This window comes from Rhodococcus sp. (in: high G+C Gram-positive bacteria), from assembly GCF_049299235.1.
GTDB lineage: Bacteria > Actinomycetota > Actinomycetes > Mycobacteriales > Mycobacteriaceae > Rhodococcus.
Map to the genome: position 1 here is coordinate 48349 of NZ_JBAQXC010000288.1, position 16996 is coordinate 65344.

A 16996-nucleotide genomic window follows, 5' to 3' on the forward strand; every position below is an offset into this window, starting at 1 on the left:
TGTCCCTTTCTGCCTCGAGGCCCGTTCGGGTCCCCGGGTTGGTGATGACGACCCCGAGTCTGCCACCGTCCCCGCTGCGGGTGCATCGGGCCGGTCGGTGCGATTGGTCACAGTTCGCTGCCTGTTCGGTCCGGCAGACGCCGTGGCTAGCATCGGTGCCGTGCCGAAACTCACCGCAGGGCCGAAACCCACCGCAGGGCCGAAACCCACCGCAGGGCCGAAACCCACCAGCGGGCTCCGCTCCCGTGTCCTCGCCGGCGTGGCGGTCGCCGGTCTCGCGCTGGTCACCGCGTGCAGTTCCGCTCCCGAGAGCACCACGACGACAGCGGTGCCCGCGGCCCCGGTCGGTGTTCCGGACGGACTGGAACGGTTCTACGAGCAACCGGTGACGTGGGAGTCGTGCACGGACTTCGGCGCCGACGGCAGCTATCTGAAACGTGCGGGCGCGCAGTGCGCGCGCATCACCGTCCCCCTCGACTACGCCGACCCCGACGGCGCCACCGCGACGATCGCGATCTCGCGGGTGGCGGCGAGCGGTGATCGGATCGGATCCATGCTGGTCAATCCGGGTGGGCCGGGTGCGTCCGGTCTCGGCATGGCCACCGTCGCCACCTCGACGGAACTCGCCGATCGATTCGACGTCATCGGGTTCGATCCGCGTGGTGTCGGCGAGTCCGAACCCGCGGTGCTCTGCCTGACCGACGCGGAGGCGGACGCCGAGCGGGCACTCGACGACGGCGATATGACACCCGAGGGCATCGCCGAATCCGAGAAGCGCAACCAGGAGTACGCCGACGCGTGCGTCGAGCGGTCGGGGGTGGATCTGCTCGCCCATGTCGGGACGCGCGAGGTGGTTCGCGACATGGACGTGATCCGAGGGGTCCTCGGCGACGAGAAGTTGACGTACCTCGGTTTCTCGTACGGCACGCGCCTGGGCACTGTGTACGCGGAGACGTTCCCCGATCGTGTCCGCGCGCTCGTCTTGGACGGTGCGCTGGACCCCGAGCAGGGGCCCGTCGACGAGGTGATGCTGCAGGCCGCCGGATTCCAGACGGCGTTCGACGCGTTCGCCGCGGACTGCGCCGGCTACGACACGTGCGCGCTCGGCGACGATCCTGCGCAGGCGGTCACCCGATTCCGCGCGCTGGTCGATCCGCTCGTCGCGACCCCTGCGCGCACCACCGATCCGCGGGGGCTCAGTCACCGTGACGCGATCACCGGTGTGCAACAGGCGCTGTACTCGCCGAGTCTGTGGGGGTCGCTGCGCGGTGGCCTGACGTCGCTGTCCGACGGCGACGGCGACACGCTGCTGTTGCTCGCCGACATGTACGAGGGGCGCGCCGAGGACGGCACCTACAGCAACATCAACGACGCGTTCAACGCGATCCGGTGCGTCGACGACCCGCGGATCACCGATCGGGCTGTGGCGGGCGAGGCCGACACCCGGTTCCGGGAGGTCGCGCCGTTCCTGGACGACGGACGCGGGACGGGGCAGGCGCCGCTCGACCTGTGCGCGATCTGGCCGGTTCCCAACACCGGAGAGCCGCACACCCCGGACGTCCCGGGGCTGGCGCCGGTGCTGGTCGTCTCGACCACCGAGGACCCCGCGACTCCGTACCAGGCCGGGGTGGATCTGGCCCGTCAGTTGGGGGGCGCACTCATCAGTTTCACCGGAACGCAGCACACGGTGGTACTCGACGGGGAGCAGTGCGTCGACGACCCGGTGATCCGGTATCTGGTGTCGCTCGAGGTGCCGGAATCCGACCCGCACTGCTGACCGCCGGTGAGTGTGAGCGACACGCCGTACCGATAACTCACCGATGTAACACGGAGTTAACGCCCAGTGCCTAGTCTCGCCCTATGGATCGCCAGAAGGAGTTCGTGCTCCGCACCCTCGAAGAGCGCGACATTCGGTTCGTGCGTCTGTGGTTCACCGACGTCGTGGGCACATTGAAATCCGTGGCGATCGCCCCGGCCGAGCTCGAAGGAGCCTTCGAGGAGGGCATCGGGTTCGACGGCTCGGCCATCGAGGGCTTCTCCCGCATCTCCGAGGCCGACATGGTGGCGCGCCCCGATGCCACCACCTTCCAGGTGCTGCCGTGGACGGACGATCGAGCCCACCAGTATTCGGCACGGATGTTCTGCGACATCACCATGCCCGACGGAACACCGAGCTGGGCGGACCCGCGGCACGTGCTGCGCCGTCAACTCAACAAGGCATCCGACCTGGGCTTCAGCTGCTACGTGCACCCGGAGATCGAGTTCTTCCTCATCGAGAACGGTGAGGCGGGCGCGGCACCGATTCCGGCCGACGACGGCGGCTATTTCGATCAGTCCGTGCACCGGTCGGCGCCGCACTTCCGCAGGCACGCGATCGACGCGCTCGAATCGATGGGCATCTCGGTGGAGTTCAGTCACCACGAGACCGCACCGGGCCAGCAGGAGATCGACCTGCGTTACGCCGATGCGCTGTCGATGGCCGACAACGTGATGACCTTCCGCTACGTGGTCAAAGAGATCGCGATGGCCGAAGGAGTCCGCGCGACGTTCATGCCCAAGCCGTTCCAGGAGCACGCGGGTTCCGCGATGCACACGCACATGAGCCTGTTCGAGGGCGAGAACAATGCGTTCCACGACCCCGACGATCCGCTGCAGCTCTCCGCGACCGGCAAGGCGTTCATCGCCGGAATCCTCGAACATTCCAACGAGATCAGCGCCGTCACCAATCAGTGGGTGAACTCCTACAAGCGCATCGTGCACGGTGGCGAAGCCCCCACGGCCGCCTGCTGGGGCCCGTCGAACCGCTCGGCGCTGGTGCGTGTGCCGATGTACACGCCGAACAAGGCGTCGTCGCGGCGCGTCGAGATCCGCACCCCCGACTCGGCCTGCAACCCGTACCTGACGTTCGCGGTGTTGCTGGCCGCCGGACTGCGCGGTATCGAGAAGGGCTACGAGCTCGCGCCCGAGTCCGAGGACGACGTGTGGGCGTTGACCTCCGCGGAGCGTCGCGCGATGGGCTACCGCGAACTGCCGACCGACCTCGACATCGCCCTGCGCGAGATGGAGAAGAGCGAACTGGTCGCCGAAGCGCTCGGCGAGCACGTGTTCGACTTCTTCCTGCGCAACAAATGGCGGGAGTGGGAGAACTACCGTAGTCAGGTCACACCGTTCGAGCTGGAGCAGTATCTCGGTCTGTAGCCGGACGTGAGTAGGGTGAGTGGCGTGCGACCGCGGGCAGGGAACGTCGACAGGAAACCGGCCGGGACGGAACCGGGGGTGGGCGCGTGGTGAAACCGCCGCCCGCCCGGTCCGCGATTCCCGGACCGGGCCGGCTGGGACTCGTCGAACCCACGGCCGCAGCCGAACTCGCACAACTCGCATGGAACGGCACCGACAGCATCGAACTGTTGTGGTCGCTGTCCCGAGCCGCGAATGCCGACCTCGCGCTCCGGACCCTCGCGCGCCTGCACGAGGCACTCGGGGACGCGGGATGGACCGAACTCGACACCGCGCTGCGGTTCGACAAGGGGCTACGGGGACGGTTGTTCGGGCTGTTCGGTGCGTCCGCGGCACTGGGAGATCACGTCGTGGCGCACCCGGATCGCTGGCAGATGCTCACGGGAACCTTGGAACTGCCGGACCGGCACTCGTTCACCGCACGCATGCTCGACAGCGTCGATGCGGTCGCCGAACCCGGGGGCGGCAACGACCCGCTGGTCTATCGCGCCGCGGTCTCCGGTTCGGCCGCGATTCCGGTGCTGCGCACGTGCTACCGGGATCAGTTGATGCTCATCGCCGCCGCGGATCTCGCCGCGACCGTCGAGAACGAGCCGGTCCTGTCGTATATCGAGGTCGGGCACATGCTCGCGGATCTCGCCGACGCGGCGCTGACTGCGGCGCTGGCCGTCGCGGTGGCGACGATCATTCCGGACGGTCCGTGCCCGATCGACATCGCTGTCATCGCGATGGGTAAATGCGGTGCACGCGAATTGAACTATGTCAGCGACGTCGATGTCGTGTTCGTGGCCGAGCCGGCCGATGCCCGCGCGAGCCGCATCGCCGGTGAGATGATGCGGATCGGCACATCGGCGTTCTTCGAAGTCGATGCGGCACTGCGCCCCGAAGGGAAACGCGGCGAACTGGTCCGCACCCTCGACTCGCACATCGCCTACTACACCCGCTGGGCCAAGACGTGGGAATTCCAGGCGTTGCTCAAGGCCCGCCCGATGGCGGGCGACCTGGAACTGGGCCGCCGCTACATCGAGGCGCTCAGTCCGATGGTGTGGACAGCATCCGAGCGTGAAGCGTTCGTGCCGGAAGTGCAGGCGATGCGTCGTCGCGTCGAGGAACTCGTGCCGGCGGAACTGCGCGACCGTGAACTCAAACTGGGCCGCGGCAGCCTGCGCGACGTCGAATTCGCCGTCCAGCTCCTGCAACTCGTGCACGGCCGTGCCGACGAATCGTTGCGAGTGCCCAACACCGTCGAGGCGTTGTCGGCGCTCGCCGACGGCGGATATGTCGGTCGCGACGATGCCGCGAACCTGCGGGCCTCGTACGAGTTCCTGCGGTTGCTCGAACACCGGTTGCAACTGCAGAAACTCAAACGCACCCATACTTTACCGCCCGCAGACGACCGCGAAGCGCTGCGCTGGTTGGCGCGTGCCGCACACATGCGGCCGGACGGCCGCAACGATGCGCTCGGGGTGCTCGAGTCGGAGGTTAAACGGAACTCGGCTCGGGTCCGTAAACTGCACGCCAAGCTGTTCTACCGGCCGCTCCTCGAATCGGTGGCGCGACTCGACGCGGATGCGGTGAGCCTGTCGCCGGAAGGTGCTGTACGTCAGCTCGCGGCACTCGGCTACAGCGCACCGGAGCACGCACTCGGGCACCTGACCGCCCTGTCCGGAGGTGCCTCGCGGAAAGCGCGAATCCAGGCGCTGATACTTCCTCAGCTACTCGAATCACTCAGCGACACAGTTGATCCCGATGCGGGATTGTTGGCCTACCGTCGGCTGTCCGATGCCATGTACAACGCGGTGTGGTTCCTGCGGACTCTGCGCGACGAACCGTCGGTCGCGGAACGGCTGATGACGGTGCTCGGATCGTCTGCGTTCGTCCCGGACCTGCTCATCAACGCCCCCGATGTGGTGCGTTTGTTCGCCGACGGTGTCAGCGGACCGCGACTGCTCGAACCGCAACCCGACGAGGTCGCCAAGGCGATCGTCACCTCGTCGGCGCGGTACGACGATCCGGTCCGTGCGATCGGTGCGGCCCGGTCGTTGCGCCGCGCCGAACTCGCCCGTGTTGCGAGCGCCGACATCCTCGGCATGCTCGACGTTCCCCAGGTGTGCCGGGCGTTGTCGAGCGTGTGGTCCGCGGTGCTGGAGGCGGCGTTGGCCGCGGTGATCCGCGCGTCCGAGCAGAAGCAGGGCCCGGCACCGGCGCGTATCGCGGTCATCGGTATGGGTAGGCTCGGCGGTGCCGAACTCGGCTACGGATCCGACGCTGATGTGCTGTTCGTGTGCGAGGTGCTGCCCGGTGCCGACGACGCCGTGGCGGTGAAGTGGGCCAACCAGATCGCCGAACAGGTCCGCACACTGCTCGGCGCACCGAGTACCGACCCGCCTCTCGAAGTGGACGCCGGTCTGCGGCCGGAGGGCAGGAGTGGGCCGCTCGTGCGGACGTTGACCGCGTACCAGGCGTACTACGCGCAGTGGGCGCAGGCGTGGGAGGTGCAGGCACTGCTCCGCGCGCACCCCGCGGCAGGCGACCCGGATCTGGGCTTGCGTTTCCTGCACATGATCGACGCGGTGCGCTATCCGGCGGGCGGGGTGTCGCAGGACGCTGTCCGCGAGATTCGGCGGATCAAGGCCCGCGTCGACGCGGAGCGACTGCCACGCGGCGCGGACCCCGCGACACACACCAAGTTGGGTCGCGGCGGACTCGCGGACATCGAATGGACCGTGCAGTTGCTGCAGTTGCAGCACGCCGATCGAATCCCGGCGCTGCACAACACCTCGACGCTCGAGACGCTCGATGCGATCGGCGCCGCCGAGTTGGTGAGCGAGGAGGATGTCGAGTTGTTGCGCGAGTCCTGGATCACGGCGACCCGTGCCCGCAATGCGCTGGTGCTGGTGCGGGGCAAACCGACCGATCAACTGCCCGGCCCGGGCAAGGTACTCACCGCCGTCGCGAGGGTTGCGGGATGGACCGGTGACGCGTCGGAGTTCCTCGACCACTACCTGCGGGTGACGCGCCGTGCCCGTGGTGTTGTCGAGAGGATCTTCGGGGGAGCCGACAGTGGACGCATCGGCGGTGCCGACAGTGGACGCATCGGCGGTGCCGACAGTGGACGCTGAGCCGGTGCTGCGCGGTCGGCGGAGCTACCCGAATTTCCTTCTCCGACAGGAGTGTGCGTGACATCGAACGCCCCGACCGCTGACGAGGTGGCTGCCGCGCTCGATGCGTTGCGCACCCGGGTGCCGCTGGTGCAGTCGTTGACGAATGTTGTCTCGGCGAATTTCGTGACCAATGTGTTGCTCGCGGCCGGAGCTGTCAACGCGCACATCGACAATGTCCATGAGGCGGCCGGATTCGCGCGGATCGCCGGTGGTGTTCTGGTCAATCTCGGCACACCGGACGACGGTACGGCTGCGGCGTTCATCGCGGCTGCCGGCGCCGCGCATGACGCCGGAATCCCGTGGGTGCTCGACCCGGTCGGTGTCGGGGGATTGCCGTGGCGCACCGGGTTGGCCGTCGAGTTGTTGGTGTTGCGTCCCACCGCGATTCGTGGCAATGCGTCGGAGATCATCGCGCTTGCCGGGTTCGGTGGCGACACTCGCGGCGTCGACAGCGCGGCCACGGCTGAGGCTGCGCTGCCTGCTGCGTGTGCGTTGCTCGAATATGCTGATGTGGTATCGGCTTCCGGTCCGGTCGACTATTTGGTCGGGCGTGGGCGTGATGGTGCGATCGTGGGGGTCCGTATCGCAGGAGGTAGTGCGCTGTTGCCGCGCGTGACCGCCACGGGTTGTTCTCTCGGTGGTCTGGTCGCCGCCTATCTGGCGGTGGCGCCGACTCCGCTGATCGGTCTAGCGGCCGCGCACTCGCACGTCGCGGTTGCCGCCGAGATCGCGGAGGGGAACTCGGCGGGGCCGGGTTCGTTCGCCGTCGCCTACCTCGACGCGCTGTACACGGTCGATGCGGATGCGGTGCGGGAACGCGTTCGCATCGAGGAACTCCACTTCCCGGAGTAGTGCCCCGAACCGATGTGGTTCACGACCTCGTGGGCGGGACGTGTGCGCCGACGATGCGGTGGATGAGTCGGGCCGCCGTCCGGGCGGTGCGGCCGTCCACGTCGAGCGACGGGTTGAGTTCGGCGACGTCGACGACGGCGAGTTGTCCGCTGGCACTCACCCGGTCGCAGACGTGTTGGATCGTTTCGAGGGGGACACCGTAGGCCGCGGGTGCACTCACGCCGGGGGCGACGGCGGCGGGTAGGACGTCCAGATCGATTGTCAGGTAGACGATGTCGACATCGGCGAGGAAGTCGTCGACGAACTCGTCCACGACGGCGCGGTCCAGGAGACCGCACCGGTCGTCGGGGAGGAACCGGACGCCGAGGCGTCGCGCCGTGTCGAACAGCGCGGTGGTGTTGCTGGGCTGGCTGATACCGAGGACGTCGTACCGGTGCCTCGTGCCCGCGGTGTCCTCGGCCTCGGCGATCTGCCGGAACGGTGTGCCCGAGCTCGGCACCGGGTCGGTGCGGAGATCGAAGTGCGCGTCGAGATTGAGGATGCCGAGGCGGGGATGTCGGTGCCGCAGTTCGGATGCGGCGACACCCAGGTAGGTGCCGTAGGCGACTTCGTGACCGCCGCCGAGGACGACCGGGAGTCGCCCGGCATCGAGTGCCGCCGATACCGCCCGGCCGAGGGCGGCCTGGCCGCTTTCGAGGTCCTCGCCGGTCACCGTGATGGTGCCGGCATCGGTGAGGGGTAACGGTTCGGGGAGCGCCATCGACGCGAGGGCGCCGCGCAGCGCGTCGGGACCGCTCGCGGCGCCGCGCCGTCCCTTGTTGCGGCGGACACCTTCGTCGCTGGCGAACCCGATCAGGACGGTGCCGGAGCCGGGTTCGGGGGCATACGGGGTGATGGCCTGGTGCCAGCGCAGATGGTCCGGGGTGTCGCCGTCGATGCGACCGGACCAGGGTACGGGGGCGATGTCGACGTCGATCTGGTAGCTCATGCGTGGCTCCCTGCGGTGGTCGCGGTGCTGTCGGCGGCGAGCACGCCGTCCTTGAACACCTCGCGGATCAGCGGCACACCCGGACGGTAGGCCAGGTGCAGATGCGACGGTGCGTCCAGTCCGATTGCATCGGCGCGGGCACCGATGCGCAGGCTACCGACGTCCTCGCGTTGCAACGCACGGGCACCGCCGGCCGTCGCGGCCCACACGGCCTCGTCGGGCGTCATGTGCATGTCGCGGACGGCGATGGCGATGCAGAACGGGAGGTTGGTGGTGTAGCAGGTGCCGGGATTGCAGTCCGCGCCCAGCGCGACCGTGACGCCTGCGTCGAGAAGCGCGCGAGCGTCGGGATACTTGTTGCGGGTGGAGAAGTCGGCGCCCGGCAGCAGGGTCGCCACCGTCGAGCTACCGGCGAGGGCGTCGATGTCGGCGCGGTCGACGTAGGTGACGTGGTCGACCGAGGCCGCACCCATCTCGACGGCCAAGCGGACGCCCGGACCCTCGCCGAGTTGGTTGCCGTGCACACGGGGTATCAGTCCGTGCGCGATACCGGCGCCGAGCACCGCGTGCGCCTGTTCACGGTTGAAGGCGCCGCGTTCGCAGAATACGTCGATCCACTTCGCGTGCGGGGCGCAGGCGGGAATCATCTCGTCGACCACCATCGCGACGTAATCGTCGGCGCGGCCGGTGAACTCGGGCGGCGGGACGTGCGCCGCGAGCAGGGTGACCTCGTCGGTGAAGCGTCCGGCGATCTGCGCGCTGCGCAGTTCGTCGGCTGTGGTCTGCCCGTAGCCGGTCTTGCATTCGACGGTGGTGCTGCCCGAACGCAGTGATTCGTCGAGCAAGCGGCGCACGTTCGCGGCGAGGTCGTTGTCGCTCGCGGCGCGTGTCGCCTCGATGGTGGTGCGGATACCACCCGCGGCGTACTTCTCGCCCGACATTCGGGCGGCAAATTCCTCGGCGCGTTCGCCCGCGAACACCAGATGCGAGTGGCTTTCGACGAATCCGGGCAGCACGGCCCGGCCGCCGAGATCGTGGCCGGTGTCGGCGGCCGGGGCGTCCGCCGAGTCACCCACCCACGCGACCACGCCGTCCTCGAAGACGACCGCTGCGTCGTGTCGGATTCCCAGGGCGCCGTCGCCGAATGCGGGGTCGTTGGTGACGAGGGTGCCGATGTTCGTCAGTGCGGTGGTCCGGGGACCGGTCGTGGTCACGTGAGGCTCCTGGGTGACTGGTGTGGGGGTCGGTGTTTCGGTGTTTCGGTGGCCGGGGTTCAGGCCCGGGTGTCGACCATCGTGGTGTGCGCCGGGTAGATCATCGTGGCCGGCGGGTGGTTCGTCCGCTTGGCGACCGGGTAGTAGATCAATCCGGTGAACACGATGCCGACGATCCAGGAAATATCCGCGCCGCCCAGCATGTCGGTGATCGGGCCGGTGTACATTTTCTGGGCCAGGAACGGAATCTGAACGAGTACACCGATGCCGTAGACGATCAGGGCGGGGACGTTCCAGGCTCCGTATCGTCCGTTCGGGTCGTACAGCGCGGGAATGTCGATGCGTTCCTTCGAGATCAGGTAGTAGTCGATCAGGTTGATCGCGCTCCACGGCGTGAACACCATGAGCAGCACCAGGACGAAGTTCTTGAAATTGTCCAGGAAGTCCGCGCTGGCGGCGATCGCGATGAACATCGAGACGACGGTGAAGCCGAGAATGTAGAGCGTGCGTGCCCTCGTGGAGATGTGGGTCCGGCCGTTGAACGCGGTGACGGTGGTCAGGATCGACATGAATCCGCCGTAGGCATTGAGGACGTTGACGGTCAACTTGCCGACCACGATCACCAGGTAGATCAGGAACGCGATGATCGCCGGGCCGGCGAGTTCGCCCATGAAGCCGACCTGGTTGCCGAGGAATGCCTCGCCTGCGACGGCGGCGACGAGCGCACCGAAGGTCATCGACCACTGCGATCCGATGACGCTGCCGAGGAAGGTCGACCAGAAGGTGGTGCGTTCGCTGGTCGTGCGCGGCAGGTAGCGGGAGTAGTCGGCAACGTACGGACCGAAGGTCAACTGCCAGCCTGCGCCGAGCGAGATGGCCAGCAGGAAGGTCACGATGTCGAAGTCGATGACGCCGACGTACGCGGCGACGTCGTATTCCAGGAAGAGGCGGACCGCCAGATAGGTGAAGCCGATGATGCCGACGACGGTCGCGATGCGCCCGACGATGTGGATCAGCTTGTAGCCGGTGACCGCGACGAATGCGGTGAGCAGACCGAAGATGACGATGCCGACCGTCGCGTTGTCGATGCCGAGCACCTTGTTCACGGCCTGCCCGGCCAGGACGGTGCCGGTGGCGGCGAAGCCCAGGTACATCAGGATCACGAGCACGAGGGGGATGACCGCGCCCTTGACGCCGAACTGCGCGCGGCTCGAGATCATCTGCGGCAGGCCCATGCGGGGCCCCTGCGCGGAGTGCAGTGCCATCACGGCGCCGCCGAAGACGTTGCCGATCAGCAGGCCCAGGATGGCCCACAGTGCGTCGGCGCCGAAGACGACGGCAAGGGCACCGTCGACGATGGCCGTGATCTGCATGTTCGCGCCGAACCACAGGGTGAACTGGCTGCGCGGGGTTCCGTGGCGTTCGTCATCGGGAACAACGTCGATGGTGCGTCGTTCCGGGGTGAGGAGCACCTCGGATGTGCTGCCGTCGTGTGTCATCGTGCCTGCTCTCTCTGCGGTGACCGCACCGTGAGGCGGGTCGAGATCCGGGGGTGACGTCCACCTACTTCGTGCGTGTGCGCTGGATCACGTCATGCCGATGTGAAATGTATAGGCCTGTATATACAAGTCTGTCAACAGTCGAGCGCGAAGTCGGACGGTTTTCCCTGGTCGCAGGTCAGAAGCCCTTCCCCGGGTTCATCAGGCCGAGCGGGTCGAACGCGGCCTTCACCGCGCGATGGAGATCCATACCGACGTCTCCCACCTCGAGCGCCATCCAGCGTCGCTTCAGGACGCCGACGCCGTGCTCACCGGTCAGGGTGCCGCCCAGATCGAGGGCACGCCGGAACACCTCGTCCGCGGCCGCCCACACCTCGTCCGGAACCGATCCGTCCGCGAGCCGGTCGAACACGAAGGTCGGATGTACATTGCCGTCCCCGGCGTGCGCGACCGTCATGACGGTGACGTCGTGCCGACGCGCGATCTCCTCGATGGACTCGACCATGTCGGGCAGCCGCGATCGCGGCACCCCGACGTCCTCGACCAGGCACTGCCCCAGTCGCTCGGCCGCGGGATACGCGAGGCGGCGGATCTCGAGCAACTGGGCCGACTCGGCGGGGTCGTGCGACAGTGCGACGAAGTCGGCTCCGGCGTCGGTGAAATGCCGTTCGATCGCGGCGGCGGCCACCTCCGCGTCGGGACCGTCGGCCTGTGCGATGAGCATCGCCTCGGTGCCGGGTTCGAGGCCGATGCGTTTCCACTCGTCGATGGCCACCAATGTGGCCCGGTCGATGAGCTCGAGCAGGCTCGGCCCGATCCCCGCGCGCACGACGGCGGCGACCGCGTCCGCGGCGGCGCGCAGCGACGCGAAACTACCGACGATCGTCGCCGGTTCCCGTGGCGGGCGGGGTCGCAGGCGTACGGTCGCGCCGGTGACGATCCCGAGGGTGCCCTCTGAGCCGACCAGGAGCCCGGTCAGGTCGTAGCCGGCGACCCCCTTGACCGTGCGGTGCCCGGTGCGCAGGATCCGGCCGTCGGCGAGGACCACCTCGAGCCCGAGAACGGAGTCGCGGGTCACGCCGTACTTGACGCAGCGCAGTCCACCCGCGTTGGTGGCGATGTTCCCGCCGATCGTGGAGATCCGGAAGCTGCTCGGATCCGGCGCGTACATCAGACCGTGCTCGGCAGCGGCCCGGTCGAGATCGGCATTCACCACACCGGCCTGCACCACCGCCAGTTGGTCCGCGGCGTTCAGTTCGACGATGGTGCGCATCGCCGCGGTCGACACGACCAGGCAGCCGTCGATCGCGGTGGCGCCACCGGCCAGGCCGCTTCCGGCGCCCCTTGGCACCACCGGAACCCGGTGCGCGGTCGCCCACGCCAATGCTGCCGAGACATCGTCGGTGGAGTCCGCGAGCAGCACGGCCAGTGGCCGGCCGGGGACTGCCAGGTGGGCCTCGTCCCTGGTGTAGGCGTCCATGATGTCCGGGTCGGTGACCAGTCGGCTCGAGCCGAGGGTGTCGGCGAGTGCGGTGAGGGGCATCGGTGCTCCTTCGTCGGGTGCGGGCGGCCGGGTTCAGTGTGGACCGGGTTCAGTGTGGACCGGGTTCGGTGTGAGCCGGGTTCAGTGTGGGCCGGGACGGGCGGTGAGGTCGGTGACGGCGGCGAGCACCGCGTTCTCGGCGTCCCGATCACCGACGGTCACCCGCACACCGTCGCCGGTGAACGTGCGGACGGAGACGCCGCGCGCGACGCAGGCCGCCTCGAGTTCGGTCGCCCGGTCGCCCACCGGAATCCACACGAAATTGCCTCCGCTGGGTGGCGTTTCGATTCCCAGATTCGACAGCCCGGAGCGCAGGTGGTGGCGCCCGGATCGCACCGTCGCCACGACCCGATCGGTGTGCGCCGAGTCCGACAGCGCCGCACACGCCGCGGCTTCGGCCACCGAACTCACACCGAACGGGGGAGCAGCCGCATGTAGTGGTGCCGCGACCTCGGAGTCTGCGATCGCGTACCCGGCTCGTAGTCCCGCGAGTCCGTACGCCTTCGAGAATGTGCGCAACACGACGACGTTCGGGTATTCACGCAGCAGCGCGACCCCGTCGACCTGTTCCTCGGCGAACTCGCGGTAGGCCTCGTCGAGGATCACCAGGATGTGCGAGGGGAGCCCGTCCAGGAGTCGGCGCACCTCGGTGTCGGTGAGTTCGGTCCCGGTCGGGTTGTTCGGATTGCACACCAGCACCGCGCGCGTGCGCGGCGTCAGCGCGGCGAGCATGGCATCGACGTCGTGTCGATGCTGCGCATCGAGCGGAACGGGAACCGCGGTGGCCCCGGTGATCCCGATGAGGATCGGGTACGCCTCGTAGCTGCGCCACGCATGGACCACTTCGGTGCCGGGGCCCGTGTAGGCGGTGAGAACCTGCTGGAGCAGTGCGAGTGAACCCGCACCGGTCAGCACCGCGTCGGGCAGCACGGACAGTCGTTCGGCCAGGGCGGCCACCAGGGCGTCGGCGAACAGGGTCGGGTACAGGTGCCCGCGGGCACCGGCGCGCGCGATCGCCTCGACGACGGCGGGGGACGGGGGAACGGTGGCTTCGTTGCTCGACGCGCGCAGGCGAACCGTTGCGGCGCCCGATGCCGTCGAATACCTGGGCAGCGCGTCGATCTCGGGTCGAGGCCGGGGGAGGACGGATGGGCGGGTCACCGGAGCGCTCCGACCTCGTGTTCGGCGGCGGCGACCAGCGCGCCGGACGCGGCGAGTTCGACCACCCGGTCGATCTCGGGTGCGAGGAACCGGTCGGTGCCCGGCCCCGCGACGACTTCGCGAACGGCGCGGACCACGGCACCGGTGCCCGGTGCCGGCTGCAACGGTGCACGCAGGTCGATTCCTCGTGCCGCGGTGAGGATCTCGATGGCGAGCACGCGGGTGAGTCCGTCGACCGCGCGGCGCAGCTTCCGGGCGCCGGACCATCCCATCGACACGTGGTCCTCCTGCATCGCCGACGACGGAATGGAATCGACGCTCGCGGGCGCGGCCGTGCGTTTGAGTTCGGAGACGATCGCGGCCTGCGTGTACTGGGCGATCATCAGTCCGCTGTCCACGCCGGGGTCGTCGGCGAGGAACGGCGGCAGGCCGTGGTTGCGGGCGACGTCCAGGAACCGGTCGGTGCGACGCTCGCTGATGCTCGCGACGTCGGCTGCGACGATCGCGAGGAAGTCGAGCACATAGGCGATGGGGGCGCCGTGGAAGTTGCCGTTCGATTCCACCCGGCCGTCGACGGTGACGACCGGATTGTCGATGGCAGAGGCGAGTTCGCGCAGCGCCACCGTGCGGGCATGCTCGACGGTGTCGCGGGCACCGCCTGCCACCTGCGGGGCGCAGCGCAGTGAGTAGGCGTCCTGCACACGGGTGTCGTCGGGTCCGGCGTGGCTCGCGACGATGGGCGACCCGGCCAGCAGGCGCGTCATGTTGGCGGCGGCCGTGGCCTGTCCGGGATGCGGCCGCAGTGCTTGCAGATCGGCGGCGAACACCCGGTCGGTGCCCAGCAGGCCTTCGACGCTCATCGCGGCGGCGATGTCGGCGAGTGTGAGCAGATGGTCGAGGTCGGTGACGGCGAGCACGAGTTGGCCCAGCATGCCGTCGGTGCCGTTGATCAGGGCCAGACCCTCCTTCTCCGCCAGGACGACGGGGGTCAGGCCGTGCTCGGCGAGCGCCACGGACGCATCGACGAGCTGGCCGTCCGCCGTGCGGACCGGCCCTTCCCCGGACGCCGCGAGCGCGACGTGCGCCAGTGGGGCGAGGTCGCCGGAGCAGCCGAGACTGCCGTACTCGTGGACCACCGGTGTGATTCCTGCGGTCAGCAGGTCGGCGTAGGCCTGTGCGACTTCGGGGCGCACCCCGGTGCGGCCGGTCGCGAGCGTCGACAGGCGCAGCAGCATCAGTGCGCGGACGACCTCCCGCTCCACTTCGGGGCCGGAGCCGGCGGCATGTGATCGAATCAGGCTGCGCTGCAGTTGGGTTCGCATTTGTTGTGGGATGTGGCGGGTGGCCAGCGCACCGAAGCCGGTGGAGACGCCGTATACCGGGCGGGAATCGGCGGCGAGATCGGCGATGCGCGTGCGTGAGTGCGCGATCGCGGCGAGGGTCTTGTCGGTGAGGCGCACCCCCTGGCCGTGGCGGGCGACGTCGACGACGTCCTGGATGGAGACGGGTCCGATTCCGACATCGACGATGCCGGTGGATCGGGTGGTGTGGATCATGAGGACTCCGAAGGCGAGGACGGCTCGGCGGTCGCGGTGGATCGGTGGCCGTGAGAACATTGTGTCTTGTATACGAGACCATAGTCTGGCATGTAAGACAATAGGTGGGTGGGAGTCAGGGAATCAGAGGTGCCCGCTCGCGACCCCGGATTCCGGCTCAGGACTCGAAGGCCTCCTCGGTCATGCGGTCGCTGAGGCTGTCCGAGAAGCGGGCGGCAGCATCGGTGACGAGTTCGGCAAGCTCGGCGAGATCGGAGTCGGTGCGTGCCCCGGTCGGGTACGCGACACCCAGCGCGGCCACCGGACGTCCGTCCCGGGTGACGACCGGTCCCGCGATGCAGGTGACACCGTTGGTGGTCGAATCCCGCTCCACCGCGTATCCCCGTGCACGATCGGCCCGCAGCAGGGTCCGCAGGTCGTCGAGCGATGCCGGTCCCTCGCCGGTCCGCGACGGCCAGGTGTACCCCGCGTACAGCGCACTGAGCTGTTCGGGATCGAGACGTGCCAGGATGGCGCGCCCGACGGCCGTCAGGTGCGCGGGCAGTCGGGTGCCGACTTCAGTCACCAAACGGACGCCCGGCTTGAGCGGCTCACGTTTGTCGAGGTAGATGACGTCGGTGCCCTGCAGGACAGCCAGATGTGAGGTCTCGTCGGCGGCCTGGGTGAGCGCGACCATGTGGCGTTGCCCCTCGCGGTGCAGCGGGCCGGACCGCATGTACGACGCGCCCACCTCGAACGCGGAAACGCCGAGCGTCCAGGCGCGCTGGTCGGGCCAGTACGCGACGAACCGTCGGTCCCGCATCACGTTGAGCAAGTGATGGGTGGTGCTCTTGGGCAGGTCCAGGGCACTCGAGATCTCCGTCGCGGCCATCGGCACGCCCCGCCGGGCGAGCAGATCGAGCACGTCGAGCGCGCGTTCCGCGGACTTGACCCGGCTCGTCGACATCGACACTCCTCTTCTCGAAATCGGCCTGCGGTGGGGCGACCGGCTACGAGGGGACGGTACCTCCCAGTTCCGTCGACAGCCGCGTGCAGTGCTCGACGAGGACCCGCCCGTGCCGCGCGCAGACGTCGTCGTCGAGGCGGTAGGTCGGGCCGACCACGCTCAATGCCCCCACGATGCGGCCGATCGCATCGTAGATGGGTGCGGCCACGCCGGTGGAGTGGTCCTCGATGGTGTCGTGGGCGATCGCGTAGCCGTCCGCACCCACCTCGCCGAGCAGGGCAGCACCCACCGCCGTCCCGACGAGGGGAACGGTCTGCCCCACCCATCCCATGTGGCGGATCGCGTGGGTGCCTTCGATCTGCCCCAGATACAGTGCGGTTCCCCGCGGCCCGGGCGCCGACAGGTATGTCGACTCCCGGGTGATCGCGGCGATCTCGGTCATGGCCGGCCGTGCCCGCAGGAGCAACTGGTTGTCGGCGATGGCGGTGGCGCCGATCTGCAGCAGCCGCGGACCCACCCGGTAGACGTTGTCCTCACCGCGGAGCACGAACTCGGTCTGTTCGAGGCTGCGGATCAGCCGCAGCGCCGTGCTGGTCGCAAGATCGGTGGTCTTCGCGGCGTCGGCGAGGGTCAGACCACCGTGCTCGATGATCGCACCGAGCAGTTCGAATGCGCGGGCGACGCTGCGCGTCGTGTCACCGGGGGCCATATGTGTCTCCCATACCGTGTCGCTCCCACACCGTGTTACTCCCACACCGTGTCGCCCCACGCGGGGGCGCCGGCCGATCGGCCGACGCCCGAGAATCTATCGCGAGCGGGCCTCACCGAGAATCTCG

General features: G+C 68.6%; 11 protein-coding genes and 1 pseudogene. 4 read left to right on the top strand and 8 right to left on the bottom strand.

What is annotated here, in order from left to right:
- Window positions 1-259: 259 nt before the first annotated feature.
- The 4 genes and pseudogenes from WAX14_RS17320 (at window position 260) to thiM (ending at window position 7253) form a co-directional block, all read left to right on the top strand.
- Complete coding sequence (locus tag WAX14_RS17320) at window positions 260-1777, top strand: alpha/beta hydrolase (RefSeq protein WP_422629297.1); 1518 nt, start codon at window positions 260-262, stop codon at window positions 1775-1777.
- 83 nt (window positions 1778-1860) lie between these two features.
- Entirely contained in the window at window positions 1861-3198 is a 1338-nt protein-coding gene (glnA, locus tag WAX14_RS17325; RefSeq protein WP_422629282.1) for a type I glutamate--ammonia ligase, read from the top strand.
- A gap of 86 nt (window positions 3199-3284) precedes the next feature.
- Window positions 3285-6290, top strand: a pseudogene (locus WAX14_RS17330) (bifunctional [glutamine synthetase] adenylyltransferase/[glutamine synthetase]-adenylyl-L-tyrosine phosphorylase); the annotation flags it as partial.
- 126 nt (window positions 6291-6416) lie between these two features.
- Entirely contained in the window at window positions 6417-7253 is an 837-nt protein-coding gene (gene thiM / locus WAX14_RS17335) for a hydroxyethylthiazole kinase (protein ID WP_422629283.1), read from the top strand.
- Window positions 7254-7272: 19 nt separating this feature from the next.
- Here the strand turns inward: thiM and hutG are convergent, their stop codons facing one another.
- The 8 genes from hutG to WAX14_RS17375 form a co-directional block, all read right to left on the bottom strand.
- On the bottom strand, window positions 7273-8241 hold the full coding sequence (gene hutG, locus WAX14_RS17340) for a formimidoylglutamase (RefSeq protein ID WP_422629284.1): 969 nt from the start codon (window positions 8239-8241) through the stop codon (window positions 7273-7275).
- Entirely contained in the window at window positions 8238-9455 is a 1218-nt protein-coding gene (hutI, locus tag WAX14_RS17345; protein WP_422629285.1) for an imidazolonepropionase, read from the bottom strand. Before hutI ends, hutG begins: the two co-directional genes overlap by 4 nt.
- A 59-nt stretch (window positions 9456-9514) precedes the next feature.
- Window positions 9515-10954 carry a purine-cytosine permease family protein gene (locus WAX14_RS17350; protein WP_422629286.1) on the bottom strand — a complete coding sequence of 480 codons (1440 nt, stop codon included), beginning with the start codon at window positions 10952-10954 and terminating at the stop codon, window positions 9515-9517.
- Between the two features lie 178 nt (window positions 10955-11132).
- Window positions 11133-12497, bottom strand: a complete 1365-nt coding sequence (locus WAX14_RS17355; RefSeq protein WP_422629287.1) for an FAD-binding oxidoreductase — start codon at window positions 12495-12497, stop codon at window positions 11133-11135.
- Between the two features lie 81 nt (window positions 12498-12578).
- A complete protein-coding gene (locus WAX14_RS17360; RefSeq protein ID WP_422629288.1) occupies window positions 12579-13658 on the bottom strand; it encodes a histidinol-phosphate transaminase in 1080 nt (359 codons plus the stop codon).
- Window positions 13655-15214 (bottom strand): histidine ammonia-lyase, encoded by a 1560-nt coding sequence (gene hutH, locus WAX14_RS17365; protein WP_422629298.1) that lies wholly within the window; start codon window positions 15212-15214, stop codon window positions 13655-13657. The genes WAX14_RS17360 and hutH overlap by 4 nt, the downstream gene beginning before the upstream one ends.
- Window positions 15215-15371: 157 nt before the next feature.
- On the bottom strand, window positions 15372-16160 hold the full coding sequence (locus tag WAX14_RS17370; RefSeq protein ID WP_422629289.1) for an IclR family transcriptional regulator: 789 nt from the start codon (window positions 16158-16160) through the stop codon (window positions 15372-15374).
- 43 nt (window positions 16161-16203) lie between these two features.
- Window positions 16204-16869 (bottom strand): IclR family transcriptional regulator, encoded by a 666-nt coding sequence (locus WAX14_RS17375; RefSeq protein WP_422629290.1) that lies wholly within the window; start codon window positions 16867-16869, stop codon window positions 16204-16206.
- Window positions 16870-16996: the final 127 nt, after the last annotated feature.